Raw genomic sequence first — 12,916 nt, forward strand, 5'->3', positions numbered from 1 at the left:
GGACCCCCCGCCCCGCGGGGGACTCCCCGCCCGCCGGACACACCGAGCCGACACCGGAGACCGCCACACCATGTCCGTCACCACCCTCGACGCCAGCTTCCCGCACATCCTGGACAACCCCGCCTGGGCCGCGCTCACCGGGCCCCACGCCCACTTCGCCGAACGCATCGGCAACGCCGCCCGCTATCACCAGGACGTCGCTCCCTTCCACGCCGTCTCCGACGAGGACGACCCGCGCGCCTGGGGCGACCTCGCCGCGCTCGTCGGCCCCGGTGGCACCGCCTCGGTGCGGGGCGTCACCGAGGCGCCGGAGGGCTGGGAGGTCATCGGCACCGGACACGGCGTCCAGCTCGTGGACACCGGCCTGCGCGCGGAGGCCGACCCCGAGGCCGTACGGCTCGGCTCCGACGACGTGCCCGAGATCCTCGACCTGGTCGCCCGCACCGAGCCCGGCCCCTATCTGCCCCGCACCGTCGAGATGGGCACCTACCTGGGCATCCGCCACCGCGGTCGCCTGATCGCCCTGGCCGGCGAACGCCTCCGTCCACCTGGCTGGACCGAGATCAGCGCCGTGTGCACCGACCCGGCGTATCGCGGCCGGGGTCTGGCCACCCGCCTGGTCCGTGCCGTCGCAGCCGGCATCAAGGAGCGCGGCGAGCAGCCCTTTCTGCACGCCAGGGCCGACAACGCGAACGCGATCCGGTTGTACGAGTCGATCGGCTTCACCCTGCGCCGCCGTACGGTCTTCTCACTTGTACGGCAGACCGAAGCCGCCGTACTGGAAGAAACGGCATAGCCATGCCGTTGTCCCTGTCGAAGGCGATGACTCGGAGGTGGGCCGCGTGACACGTGTACCGCGTGCCGTCCGCCTCCACAGTCGGCTGCACATCGACCTCCAGCGCGTGGCCGGCGCCCTCTGTTGTTCCTGATCCTCACCCAGCCTTCGGCCGGACCCCCCGTCCCCATCTCCCTGCGGTCGCCCACCGCCGTGCGCCCCGATTCCCGCAGGCCGGCGATCTCGTACGGACCTCCAGGAAGGCATCCTCGTGTCCTCAACTCCCCCTTCTCATCTGCACCTTGCCGTCGCACTGGACGGCACCGGCTGGCACCCCGCCTCCTGGCGCGAGCAAGTCGCCCGCCCCCGGGACCTGTTCACCGCCGGTTACTGGGCCGATCTGGTCGCCGAGGCCGAGCGCGGCCTGCTCGACTTCGTCACCTTCGAGGACGGGCTCGGCCTGCAGTCCTCGCACTACGGCGAGCTGGACGGCCGCACCGACCAGGTGCGCGGCCGCCTGGACGCCGTACTGACCGCGTCCCGCATCGCACCCCTGACCCGGCACATCGGCCTGGTCCCGACCGTGATCGCCACCCACACGGAGCCGTTCCACATCTCCAAGGCGATCGCCACCCTCGACTATGTCAGCACCGGCCGCGCGGGCCTGCGGGTGCAGATCAGTGCCCGCCCGCACGAGGCCGACCACTTCGGCCGCCGCACCTTCCCGCCGGTCAGCCTGGAGGAGTTGCAGAACCCCGCCGGACAGCGGCGGCTCACCGAGCACTTCGACGAAGCCGCCGAATACGTCGAGGTCGTGCGCCGGCTCTGGGACAGCTGGGAGGACGACGCGGAGATCCGGGACGCCGCCACCGGCCGCTTCATCGACCGGAAGAAGCTGCACTACATCGACTTCGAGGGCCGGCACTTCAGCGTCAAGGGCCCCTCCATCACCCCGCGTCCGCCGCAGGGGCAGCCCGTGGTCACCTCCCTCGCCCACCAGACCGTCCCGTACCGGCTGGTCGCCCGCCAGACCGACGTCGGCTACGTCACCCCGCACGACGCCGACCACGCCCGTGCGATCGTCGCCGAGATCCACGCCGAGCAGGAGGCGGCCGGGCGCGCCGGGGAACTCCTGCATGTCTTCGGTGACTTGGTGGTGTTCCTGGACGACGAGCAGGCCGCCGCCGAGGACCGGCGCGCTCGCCTCGACGCCCTGGGGGAGGAGCCGTACACCAGCGACGCGCGCATCTTCACCGGTACGCCGGATCAACTCGCCGATCTGCTCCAGGAGTGGGGGACAGCGGGCCTGAGTGGCTTCCGGCTGCGGCCCGCGGTCGCGGGACACGACCTGCCCGCCATCACGCAGCGCCTGGTCCCCGAGCTCCAGCGCCGGGGCGCCTTCCGCACCACCTACGAAGCCGACACCCTGCGCGGCCTGCTGGGCCTGTCCCGCCCCGCCAACCGCTACGCCGCAGCGACCGCCTGAGCCGGAAGGACAGCACCGACATGACCAGCAAACCGCTGAAGCAGATCCATCTGGCCGCCCACTTCCCGGGCGTCAACAACACCACCGTGTGGAGCGACCCGGCCGCCGGCAGCCACATCGAGTTCAGCTCCTTCGTCCACTTCGCACAGACCGCCGAGCGCGCCAAGTTCGACTTCCTCTTCCTCGCCGAGGGCCTGCGCCTGCGCGAACAGGGCGGCAAGATCTACGACTTGGACGTCGTCGGCCGCCCCGACACCTTCACCGTCCTCGCCGCGCTCGCCGCCGTCACCGAGCACCTCGGCCTGACCGGCACCATCAACTCCACCTTCAACGAGCCGTACGAGGTGGCCCGCCAGTTCGCCAGCCTCGACCACCTCTCCGGCGGCCGCTCCGCCTGGAACGTCGTCACCTCCTGGGACGCCTTCACCGGCGAGAACTTCCGCCGCGGCGGCTTCCTGCCCCAATCGGAGCGCTACTCCCGCGCCAAGGAATTCCTGGCCACGGCGAACGAACTCTTCGACTCCTGGCACGGCGACGAGATCATCGCCGACCAGGCCGCAGGCGTCTTCCTGCGCGACGCGAAGGCCGGCTCCTTCGTGCACAGCGGGCGACACTTCGACATCCACGGCCAGTTCAACGTCCCGCGCTCACCGCAGGGCCGACCCGTCATCTTCCAGGCCGGTGACTCGGAGGAGGGCCGCGAGTTCGCCGCCTCCTCCGCCGACGCCATCTTCAGCCGCCACGCCACCCTCGAGGGCGGCCAGGCCTTCTACACGGACGTCAAGAGCCGCCTCGCCAAGTACGGCCGCCGCCATGACCAGTTGTTGATCTTGCCCGCCGCGACCTTCGTCCTCGCCGACACCGATGCCGAGGCGGAGGAGCTGGCCAAGGAGGTGCGCCGCCAGCAGGTCAGCGGAGCCACGGCCATCAAGCACCTGGAGTTCGTCTGGAACCGGGACCTGTCCTCCTACGACCCCGAGGGCCCGCTGCCCGACATCGACCCGGACGTCAGCGACGACCACATCTCCAAGGGCCGCGCCCAAGTGCGCATGTACCGCGACCCGCTGGCCACCGCGCGCCAGTGGCGTGAGCTGGCCGCCGCCAACAACTGGTCCATCCGAGACCTGGTCATCAACGCCGGCAACCGCCAGAACTTCGTCGGCTCCCCGGCCACGGTCGCCCGCACCATCGATGAGTACGTCCAGGCCGACGCGAGCGACGGCTTCATCCTCGTCCCGCACATCACCCCCACCGGCCTCGACGCCTTCGCCGACCAGGTAGTCCCGCTCCTGCAGGAACGGGGTGTCTTCCGCACCGAGTACGAGGGCCCGACCCTCCGCCACCACCTCGGCCTCGCCCACCCCGACGACGTGTCGGACGAGCGGGTGGCCTCGTGAAGTTCCTCGCGATCACCCTGATCGTGCACCGCCCGGACCCTGTCACCGGTGTCCGGAAGCCGACGCACGACCGGTTCCGCGAGGTGCTCGACAGCGCCCTGCTCGCCGAGGAACTGGGCTTCGACGGCTTCGGCGTGGGGGAGCGGCACGAGCGGCCGTTCATCTCCTCGTCGCCGCCGGTCGTACTGAGCCACGTCGCCGCGTTGACCAAGCGGATCCGGCTGTTCACCGCCGTGACCACGCTCAGCCTCCTCGACCCGGTCCGCGCCTACGAGGACTACGCGACCCTCGACCACCTCTCCAACGGCCGTCTCGAACTGATCATCGGCAAGGGCAACGGGGCCGCCCAGCGCGACCTTTTCCACGTCACGCCGGAGGACCAGTGGGATCGCAACGCCGAGAGTTACGAGGTCTTCCGGAAGATCTGGCGCCAGGACAAGGTCACCGCCGACACCCGCTTCCGTCCCCCGCTGACGGACGCCGAGGTGTGGCCGCGGCCGTATCAGCGGCCGGTCCGGGTCTGGCACGGCAGCGCGACCAGCAAGGAGTCGGTCGACCTGGCCGCCCGCTATGGCGACCCGCTCTTCTCGGCGAACGTCACCAACCCCATCGAGCCGTATGCCGCGTTGATCCGCCACTACCGCGACCGGTGGGAGCACTACGGTCACGACCCTGCGCAGATCACCGTCGGCGCGGGCACGGCGGGCATCTACGTCGCCCCCACCTCGCAGGAGGCGGCAGCCGCGTACCGGCCGGTCTTCGAGTCCAACCTCGCGTTCTTCAAGCAGGCCGGCCTGCCGGTCGTCTTCGAGACCCTGGAGGACTTCGTCGAACGCAGCTCCGCTCTGATCGGCAGCCCGCAACAGGTCATCGACAAGGTGCACCGCTACCACGAACAGTTCGGGCACACCGTGCTCCACCTGCACGCCGACGCGAGCGGGCTGACGGAGTCCCAGCACCGTGCCTCCCTCGAGCTGTTCCAGTCCAAGGCCGCCCCCGTGCTGCGCCGCGAGATCCCGGACCCGCCGTTCGTGTGGGGGCCCGTGCTTCCGGCGCCACCGCTCACCCAGGAGTCCGTCCATGTCTGATACTGCCCTCGGCGTTCTCGACCTGGTCCCGATCCCCTCCGGCTCGACGGCAGCCGACGCTCTGCGCAACTCCATCGACCTCGCACAGCAGGCCGAGCGCTTCGGATATGCCCGCTACTGGTTCGCCGAGCACCACCTCAATCCGGGCGTGGCCGGCACGTCACCGGCAGTCCTCCTGGCCCTGACCGCATCCGCCACCTCCACCATCCGGCTCGGTTCCGGGGCCGTGCAGCTCGGGCACCGCACGGCGCTGTCCACGGTGGAGGAGTTCGGCCTGCTCGACGCGCTGCACCCGGGCCGCTTCGACCTGGGCCTGGGCCGCTCGGGCGGCCGCCCGCCGGGACAGCCGGCCGCACCGTTGCCGACGGCGACCCCGGTCGTCGACGGCCGCACCCCGAACGGCCTGTTGATCCCGCCCCGCTTTTCCTTCGAGCATCTGCTCGGGTCACCCCGCATCGCGCTGCAGCGCAGGCTGCTTCTCCTGCCGGGCGCCGAGTCACAGGACTACGCCGAGCAGATCGACGACATCCTCGCCCTGCTCGCCGGCACCTACCGCTCCCCGGAGGGGGTCGAGGCGCACGTCGTGCCGGGGGAGGGCGCCGACGTGGAGGTGTGGATCCTGGGCAGCAGCGGTGGTCAGAGCGCCGCCGTCGCGGGCCGGGGCGGTCTGCGGTTCGCGGCGAACTACCACGTCAGCCCGGCCACGGTCCTGGAGGCGGTGGAAGGTTACCGGTCCTTCTTCCAGCCTTCCGAGTTCCTCGACAAGCCGTACGTCAGCGTCTCGGCGGACGTCGTCGTCGCCGAGGACGACGCCACCGCCCGCGCACTCGCCACCGGATACGGCCCGTGGGTCCGCAGCATTCGCACCGCCGAGGGCGCCATCGAGTACCCGACGTCGGAGGAAGCGCGCGCCCACCCATGGACCGACGAGGACCGGGCCCTCGTCCAGGACCGCCTCGACACCCAGTTCGTCGGCTCACCGGGCCGGGTGGCCGACCAGTTGGAACAACTCCAGGAGGCCACGGGAGCCGACGAGCTGCTCATCACGACGATCACCCACGACCACACGGACCGGGTGAGGTCGTACCAACTGCTCGCGGAGGAATGGCGCCGGCGGGGGCGTTTCCAGTCGAGTTGATGTTCGGGAGGACTTCGGTCCCCACACGACGACACACACGCCCGCCCCGACGGCCGTGTCCCGCCAGGCGTCACGCGTCACACCCAGTGGATTGACCGATTCCGTGATCACGTTCAGCCCCTGCCGCAGATGTCCCTCGGCGAGGGCATGTCCGACGGCGTAGCCCACGGGACCAATCGGGTGCCGGGGCCGCCCCGGAGCGGACGATGGCCTGCTCGATGGTGTCGACCCGCAGATGGACCGCGCCGATCCGGGCCGCCAGGAGACGGGCGTGGGTGGTCTTGCCGGTGCCGGGCAGGCCGCCCATGACGATCTGCACGGGATCATCCCTCCGTCAGACGTCGCGAAGAGGCGACGTACGCCTGGGCGTTGCGCACGAAGAGCTCGTGGAGGTCGCGGACCGCCCGCGGAACGGAGCCGGAATGGCGGCGCTGCAGTACCAGCAGTACGTCGGTCGCATCCCCCGCAAGCGGCCGCACAGTGATCGCGCCCCGTCGCTCCAGCGGGTCGCCGACGACGCTGAAGTCCGGCAGCACCGTGGCCCCCAGCCCCTCGGCCACCATCAGTTTGCCCATCTCCGCACCGTCGGTGGAGTACGAGAAGGACGGAGTCCGGCCGCGGAGCAGCCGGTGCACGAAACGGTGCATCACATAGCCGGACCGCATCACGACCAGCGGCTCGGCCAGGAGACTGTCCGCGTCCACCGCGTCCAGGGCCGCCAGTGGACTGTCCGGACGCACGCACACCACCGGCCGGCCGCAGAGCAACTCCCTCGTCTCGAAGCCGGGCGGCATGTCGTCGCCCCGGAGGTAGTTCACCAGTCCCAGGTCGAAGGCGCCCTCCAGCAGCCCGCGGTGGATGTCGGCCTGCTGCGCGCCGACCAACTCCACCTGGGTGACCGGGTGCGAGGCCCGGAACTCGCGCACGGTCGGGATGACCAGCGGCACGGTAGCGGTGTTCACCGTGCCGAGCCGGACCATGCGGCTGATGCGGTGCTGGTCGCCGGCCGCGCCGCGCAGCCGGTCGACCGCGTCCAGCACGCTCATGATGTGCGGCAGCAGCTCGCGTCCCTCGTCGCTGATCTTCGCCCCGGACCGCTTGCGCTCCAGCAGGTCCACGCCGAGCTCGCGCTCCAGATTGCGTACGGTCTCGCTGAGCGCCGGCTGGGACAGGTGCAGTTCCTCGGCGGCGCGCCGCAGCGAACCGAGGCGTGTGACGGCAGCGATGTATTCGAGCTGTTCGATACGCACGAACAGGAGACTGCGCCCTCCCGGGACCGGGTTCAAGGGAATCCCTGTCACAACCTCGTGAATACCGACTCTCACCATGTGGAATCACATCCGGGCATTCTTGACCGGCCGGACTCCCCCCTGGTTCGATCGATGGCATGAAGCGACAGGACCTCACGCGGCGACGCCATGTCGACCTTGCGCGTGTTTCCAGCGCCTCCTGTCGCTGTCGGGTCTGAGCGCGCCCGAGGGAAACCCTCCCACCCGCTCCCTCTGTGACTTCCTTCCGTGAATTCCGGTCCCGGCTCATTTCCGTCGTGACGACGGCTTTCCCGGGAACGCCGCTCCAGCGTGCCTGAATTCCGCGGAGCCCATTCGTCCTGCCCGCGCAGCATTCTCCAGCCAGGAGTTCCCATGCCCGCATCCTTCGCATACCCCGGATCCGATCCCGTCCGCTTCGCCTACTGGGTGCCGAACGTCAGTGGCGGTCTGGTCACCAGCACCGTCGAGCAGCGCACCGACTGGGGCTACGACTACAACCGTGAACTCGCCGTCCTCGCCGAGAACAACGGCTTCGACTACGCGCTCAGCCAGGTCCGCTACATGGCCAGCTACGGCGCCGAGTACCAGCACGAGTCCACCAGCTTCAGCCTCGCCCTGCTGCTCGCCACCCAGCGGCTGAAGGTCATCGCCGCCGTCCACCCCGGCCTGTGGCACCCGGGCGTCCTCGCCAAACTCGGCGCCACCGCCGACCACCTGTCGAACGGCCGCTTCGCCGTCAACGTCGTCAGCGGCTGGTTCAAGGGCGAGTTCACCGCGCTGGGCGAGCCCTGGCTGGAGCACGACGAGCGCTACCGGCGCTCCGAGGAGTTCATCCGCGCCCTGCGGAAGATCTGGACCGAGGACCACGCGGAACTCTCCGGGGACTTCTACCGGTTGCGCGACTTCTCCCTCAAGCCCAAGCCGCTGAACACCCCCGAGCGTCCGCACCCGGAGATCTTCCAGGGCGGCAACTCCACCGCCGCGCGCGCCATGGCCGGCCGCGTCTCCGACTGGTACTTCTCCAACGGCAAGGACTTCGACGGCGTCACCGAGCAGATCCAGGACGTCCGTGGCTCCGCCGCCCAAGCGGGCCGGAAGGCTCCGAAGTTCGGCCTCAACGGGTTCCTCATCGCCCGCGACACCGAGGCCGAAGCCCGCGACACGCTCCGCGAGATCGTCGCCAAGGCCGACACACAGGCCGTGCACGGCTTCCGCGACGCCGTCCAGCAGGCCGGTCCGTCCACCGGGGACGGCAAGGGCATGTGGCAGGACTCCACGTTCGAGGACCTCGTCCAGTACAACGACGGCTTCCGCACGGGTCTGATCGGCACCCCCGAGCAGATCGCCGAGCGGATCGTCGCCTACAAGCGGCTAGGCGTCGACCTCTTCCTCCTCGGCTTCCTGCACTACCTGGAGGAGGTCGAGTACTTCGGCAAGCGGGTGCTGCCCCTGGTGCGCGAACTGGAGGCACAGGAAGCCGCGTCCGAGCCCGCCGCCGCCCACGCCTGACCCCGGCCCGCACACGAAACGACGAACCGAAAGGTCCTCCCATGGCCACTGTCCTGTCCGTCTCCGGAAGCCCCTCCGCCACCTCCCGCACCGCTCGGCTGCTGCGCCACCTGGACGAGCGGCTCATCGCCCAGGGGCACCGGGTGATTGCGCTGGACGTTCGTACCCTGCCTGCCGAGGCGCTGCTCGGGGCCGACTTCGCTCACCCGGCGATCGTCCGGGCCAACGCCCTGTTCGAGCAGGCGGAGGGGGTGGTGATCGGGACCCCCGTCTACAAGGCCGCCTACTCCGGACTGCTGAAGTCCCTGCTCGACCTGCTCCCGCAGTACGCCCTGGCGGGCAAGACGGTCCTCCCGCTGGCCACCGGCGGCACCACCGCCCACGTCCTGGCCATCGACTACGCCCTGCGCCCGGTGCTGGCCTCCATGGGCCCCGCGCACATCACGCCGGGCTGGTTCACGCTCGACAAGGACATCACGGTGGGCGAGGACGGCACGCTGAAAGTCGCGCCGGGATCGGCCGAGGCTCTGGCGCAGGTCACGGACCAGTTCTCGGCCGCGCTGGGCGGGCGGACGACACTGCTGGCGGCCGCCGGATGAGCGCCGCGCACGTCATCGCGGACGACGCCGAGGCCCTCGCCGTGGCCGCGGAACTGGCCGCGGACTTCCGCAAGGGCGCCGCCGAGCGGGACGCGCGGCGCAGGCTCCCCCACGCGGAACTGGAGCGGCTGTCCGTCTCCGGGCTGCTCGCCGTGACCGTGCCCGCCCGGTTCGGCGGCGCGGACGTCCGTGCGGACACGGTCGCCGAGATCTTCCGACTGCTGGCCGCCGCCGACGCCAGTCTGGCCCAGATCCCGCAGAGCCACTTCGTGTACGTCAACGTGCTGCGCCGGCACGGGACCGACGAGCAGCAGGAGTTCTTCTTCGGCGAGGTACTGGCCGGCAAGCGGTTCGGCAACGCCCAGTCCGAGGCGGGCACCCAGCACGTCCAGGACATCCGCACCCGCCTCGCCCGGCTCCCGGACGGGTCGTACGTCCTCGACGGGGTCAAGCACTACTCCACCGGCGCGCTGTTCGCCCACTGGATCCCCGTCCTCGCCCGCACCGAGGACGACACCCTGCACGTGGCGTACGTCCCGCGCGATGCGCCCGGCCTTACCGTCGTGGACGACTGGGACGGCATGGGACAGCGCACCACCGCCAGCGGAACCGTCCGCCTGCAGTCGGTGCCCGTGCCCGCCGACCGCGTCGTGCCGCACCACCTCACCTTCCAGGGCCCCCAACTCCACGGCGCAGTAGCTCAGTTGCTGCACGCGGCCATCGACGCCGGGATCGCCTCCGGGGCGCTGGCCGAGGCGGTGGAGTTCGTCCGTACGAACAGCCGCCCCTGGTTCGAGAGCGCCGCCGAGGGGCACGCGACCGCCGCGGAGGATCCGCTGCTCATCCAGCGGTTCGGCGAGCTGGCGATCAGAGAAAGGGCTGCCGAAGCGTTGCTTCGCGAGGCCGCCCGCGCGGTCGACGACGCCCGCGCCGACCTGACCGACGAATCTGCCGCAGAGGCCTCGATCGCGGTGGCCACCGCAAAAGTGACGGCGGCCGAGGCCGCCGTGGAGGTCGCCAGCGCCCTTTTCGAGGTGTCGGGCACCCGCTCGGCGCTCGACTCCCTGGGACTGCACCGCCATTGGCGCGACGCGCGCACCCACACCCTGCACGACCCGGCCCGCTGGAAGGTCCAGCACATCGGCCGTTACGTGCTCAACGGCACCAGGCCGCCCCGGCACGGCCTCCTGTGACCAACGCTGACGAACACCGATCGGAGCCCTCACGTGTCCCTCACCTTTCACTGGTTCCTGCCCACCAACGGTGACAGCCGCCACGTCGTCGGCGGCGGCCACGGCACCCCCGCCACGCAGTCCGGGCGCGACCGGCCACCGACGGTCGCCTACCTGAGCCAGATCGCCCGCGCCGCCGAGGACCTCGGCTTCGTCGGCGCTCTCACGCCGACCGGCGCGTGGTGCGAGGACGCGTGGCTGACCACCGCCATGGTCAGCCAGAACACCGAGCGTCTGAAGTTCCTCGTCGCCTTCCGCCCCGGCTTCGTCTCGCCGACGCTCGCGGCGCAGATGGCCTCCACCTTCCAGAGGCAGACCGGCGGACGGCTCCTGCTCAACGTCGTCACCGGCGGCGAGAGCCACGAGCAGCGGGCCTACGGGGACTTCCTCGACAAGGACGCGCGGTACCGGCGCACCGGCGAATTCCTGGAAATCGTCCGGGGGTTGTGGGAGGGCAAGACCGTCGACCTCGCCGGCGAGCACCTCCGGGTCGAGGACGCCAGGCTGGCCCGGGTGCCCGACCCGGTGCCCGAGGTGTACTTCGGGGGCTCCTCGCCGATCGCCGGAGAAGTTGCCGCCAGGCATGTGGACGTCTACCTCACCTGGGGTGAGCCGCCCGCCGCCGTCGCGCAGAAGATCGTCTGGATCAGGGAGCTGGCCGCGAAGGAGGGCCGCAGCGTCCGCTTCGGAATCCGGTTGCACGTCATCACCCGCGACACCTCCCAGCAGGCCTGGGCCGAGGCGGAGCGGCTGCTGGCGGGCTTCGATGCGGAGACCGTGCGGCAGGTTCAGGCCGGGCTCGCCCGCAGTGAGTCGGAGGGACAGCAGCGGATGCTGGCCCTGCACGGGGGTGGGAGCCGGGAGGGGCTGGAGATCCATCCCAACCTGTGGGCGGGCATCGGTCTGGTGCGGGGTGGAGCAGGGACCGCCCTGGTCGGCAGCCACACCGAGGTTGCCGAGCGGATCAAGGAGTACGCCGCGTCGGGGATCGAGGAGTTCATCTTCTCCGGGTATCCGCATCTGGAAGAGGCGTACTGGTTCGGCGAGGGCGTGCTGCCGAAGCTTCAGGCGCAGGGTCTGTGGCAGCACCCGTACGGGCAGCAGGTGGCCCCCGCCGCCCAGGTCCCCTTCGCCGACGCCGGGAGCGTGCGATGCCCCACGTGATCGCCGACGACGCCGAGGCGGTTGCCGTCGCCGGCCGAGCCGGCCGTCGAGTCCGCCCGCGAGGCCGCCCTGCGCGACGCTGAACGCGTCCTGCCGCGCACAGAACTGGACGAGGCGTCCGACTCCGGGCTCCCTGGCATCACCGGGCCCCGATCCCACGGAGGCGCCGGGTTCGACGGCTTCGACTCGTCATCCGGGAGCGTGGATCAGTCAGCCGCGGTCACACCCCAGATCACCACGCGTCGTGTAGCCAAATGCCCTGATGTCGCTCGATCGAGCCTCGCTCACGGAAGTAACGGGACAATCTAGCTCCAGGCGGTAGAGCCAGTTGGCATCAGTGCAGGTCATGAGGGTTTCCTTGTGTCAACTGACAAGCCCAGTCACACTGCGGGCATGGGCGACCCCGGGCTCTTCACGCCGCACTCCGTGACCTGGCAGATGCACGGCGACCCCATGATGTGGGTCGCCGGTGTCCGCGCGCTCTACCTGCAGGCGCTGCACCCGCGCGCGGTGCGCGGCGTCATGCAGAACTCCGACTTCCGGCGCGACGCATGGGGCCGGCTCATGCGCACCGCGAACTTCGTCGGTACGACGACCTACGGCACGACCGAGGCCGCCGAGCGGGCCGGCGCCCGCGTACGGAAGATCCACAGCATGCTGACGGCCACCGACCCGGACACCGGCGAGCGGTACGGCATCGACGAACCAGGATTGCTGCTGTGGGTGCACTGTGCGGAGATCGACTCCTATCTGCACGTCCTGCGCCGCTCCGGATTCCCGCTCACCGACGCCCAGGCCGACCGGTACCTGGCCGAACACCGGGTCAGCGCACGTCTGGTGGGGCTCGATGCGGAGACCGTACCGGGGAGCCGGGCCGAACTCGCCGCGTACTTCGCCACGGTGCGGCCACAGCTGGCGGCGGGGCCCGAGGCACGCGAGGTGGACGACTTCCTGCTCCGCCCGCCGACGCACCCCCTCCTCGTCCCGGCGCGCGAGGTGCTGTGGCGGCGCGTGGCGCAACTGGCGTACGCCGCTCTGCCGCCGTACGCCCATGAGCTGTACGGCAGACCGGCCCCCGCGCCCGACGTCGTCACGCGCAGACTGCGGGCCGCAGGTGCGCTGCTGCGAAGCGTTCCCGCACATCTGCGCTGGCAACTGCCGCCCAAACACATCCTGCGGGCCATGGCCCGGCTCGGGCCACAAGCGCGCCCGGCACCGTACAAAGTCGGGCGATAGACCGCCATACTGGACGAGCAG

The 12,916-nt window shown here is 70.6% G+C and carries 14 protein-coding genes; 12 read left to right on the top strand and 2 right to left on the bottom strand.

All coding sequences use genetic code 11. From position 1 onward, the window contains the following. Window positions 1-70 precede the first annotated feature (70 nt). The 6 genes from ABZ919_RS20085 to ABZ919_RS20110 all read left to right on the top strand — a co-directional run bounded on the left by ABZ919_RS20085 (window position 71) and on the right by ABZ919_RS20110 (window position 5,884). Window positions 71-796, top strand: a complete 726-nt coding sequence (locus tag ABZ919_RS20085; RefSeq protein ID WP_361249364.1) for a GNAT family N-acetyltransferase — start codon at window positions 71-73, stop codon at window positions 794-796. A gap of 46 nt (window positions 797-842) precedes the next feature. Next, a complete protein-coding gene (locus tag ABZ919_RS20090; protein WP_361249740.1) occupies window positions 843-929 on the top strand; it encodes a putative leader peptide in 87 nt (28 codons plus the stop codon). A 117-nt stretch (window positions 930-1,046) separates the two neighbouring features. Further along, window positions 1,047-2,261, top strand: coding sequence for an LLM class flavin-dependent oxidoreductase (locus tag ABZ919_RS20095; RefSeq protein WP_361249367.1), 1,215 nt, complete (start codon window positions 1,047-1,049; stop codon window positions 2,259-2,261). Between the two features lie 20 nt (window positions 2,262-2,281). After that, a complete protein-coding gene (locus ABZ919_RS20100; RefSeq protein ID WP_361249370.1) occupies window positions 2,282-3,658 on the top strand; it encodes an NtaA/DmoA family FMN-dependent monooxygenase in 1,377 nt (458 codons plus the stop codon). Further along, a complete protein-coding gene (locus tag ABZ919_RS20105; protein WP_361249373.1) occupies window positions 3,655-4,746 on the top strand; it encodes an LLM class flavin-dependent oxidoreductase in 1,092 nt (363 codons plus the stop codon). Before ABZ919_RS20100 ends, ABZ919_RS20105 begins: the two co-directional genes overlap by 4 nt. Next, on the top strand, window positions 4,739-5,884 hold the full coding sequence (locus ABZ919_RS20110) for an LLM class flavin-dependent oxidoreductase (protein WP_361249374.1): 1,146 nt from the start codon (window positions 4,739-4,741) through the stop codon (window positions 5,882-5,884). Before ABZ919_RS20105 ends, ABZ919_RS20110 begins: the two co-directional genes overlap by 8 nt. A 70-nt stretch (window positions 5,885-5,954) precedes the next feature. On the opposite strand, the gene ABZ919_RS20115 is transcribed toward ABZ919_RS20110, so the two are convergent. Both ABZ919_RS20115 and ABZ919_RS20120 read right to left on the bottom strand, forming a co-directional pair. Continuing rightward, a complete protein-coding gene (locus ABZ919_RS20115; RefSeq protein WP_361249743.1) occupies window positions 5,955-6,191 on the bottom strand; it encodes an AAA family ATPase in 237 nt (78 codons plus the stop codon). A 16-nt stretch (window positions 6,192-6,207) separates the two neighbouring features. After that, the gene (locus ABZ919_RS20120; protein ID WP_361249377.1) at window positions 6,208-7,134 is read right to left on the bottom strand and encodes a LysR family transcriptional regulator; all 927 of its coding nucleotides are present in this window, start codon (window positions 7,132-7,134) and stop codon (window positions 6,208-6,210) included. Between the two features lie 137 nt (window positions 7,135-7,271). On the opposite strand from ABZ919_RS20120, the gene ABZ919_RS20125 reads away from it, so the two are divergent. The 6 genes from ABZ919_RS20125 to ABZ919_RS20150 all read left to right on the top strand — a co-directional run bounded on the left by ABZ919_RS20125 (window position 7,272) and on the right by ABZ919_RS20150 (window position 12,895). Then, window positions 7,272-7,352 carry a putative leader peptide gene (locus tag ABZ919_RS20125; protein WP_361249745.1) on the top strand — a complete coding sequence of 27 codons (81 nt, stop codon included), beginning with the start codon at window positions 7,272-7,274 and terminating at the stop codon, window positions 7,350-7,352. 175 nt (window positions 7,353-7,527) lie between these two features. After that, complete coding sequence (sfnG, locus tag ABZ919_RS20130; RefSeq protein WP_361249380.1) at window positions 7,528-8,664, top strand: dimethylsulfone monooxygenase SfnG; 1,137 nt, start codon at window positions 7,528-7,530, stop codon at window positions 8,662-8,664. A 41-nt stretch (window positions 8,665-8,705) separates the two neighbouring features. Then, window positions 8,706-9,263, top strand: coding sequence for an NADPH-dependent FMN reductase (ssuE, locus tag ABZ919_RS20135; RefSeq protein WP_361249383.1), 558 nt, complete (start codon window positions 8,706-8,708; stop codon window positions 9,261-9,263). Further along, a complete protein-coding gene (locus ABZ919_RS20140) occupies window positions 9,260-10,456 on the top strand; it encodes an SfnB family sulfur acquisition oxidoreductase (RefSeq protein WP_361249385.1) in 1,197 nt (398 codons plus the stop codon). Before ssuE ends, ABZ919_RS20140 begins: the two co-directional genes overlap by 4 nt. Before the next feature lie 33 nt (window positions 10,457-10,489). After that, window positions 10,490-11,659, top strand: coding sequence for an LLM class flavin-dependent oxidoreductase (locus ABZ919_RS20145; RefSeq protein ID WP_361249387.1), 1,170 nt, complete (start codon window positions 10,490-10,492; stop codon window positions 11,657-11,659). Window positions 11,660-12,052: 393 nt separating this feature from the next. Next, window positions 12,053-12,895 carry an oxygenase MpaB family protein gene (locus ABZ919_RS20150; protein WP_361249390.1) on the top strand — a complete coding sequence of 281 codons (843 nt, stop codon included), beginning with the start codon at window positions 12,053-12,055 and terminating at the stop codon, window positions 12,893-12,895. The last annotated feature ends 21 nt before the right edge of the window (window positions 12,896-12,916 follow it).

The sequence above is a fragment of the Streptomyces sp. NPDC046759 genome (assembly GCF_040645475.1).
Classification (GTDB): Bacteria; Actinomycetota; Actinomycetes; order Streptomycetales; family Streptomycetaceae; genus Streptomyces.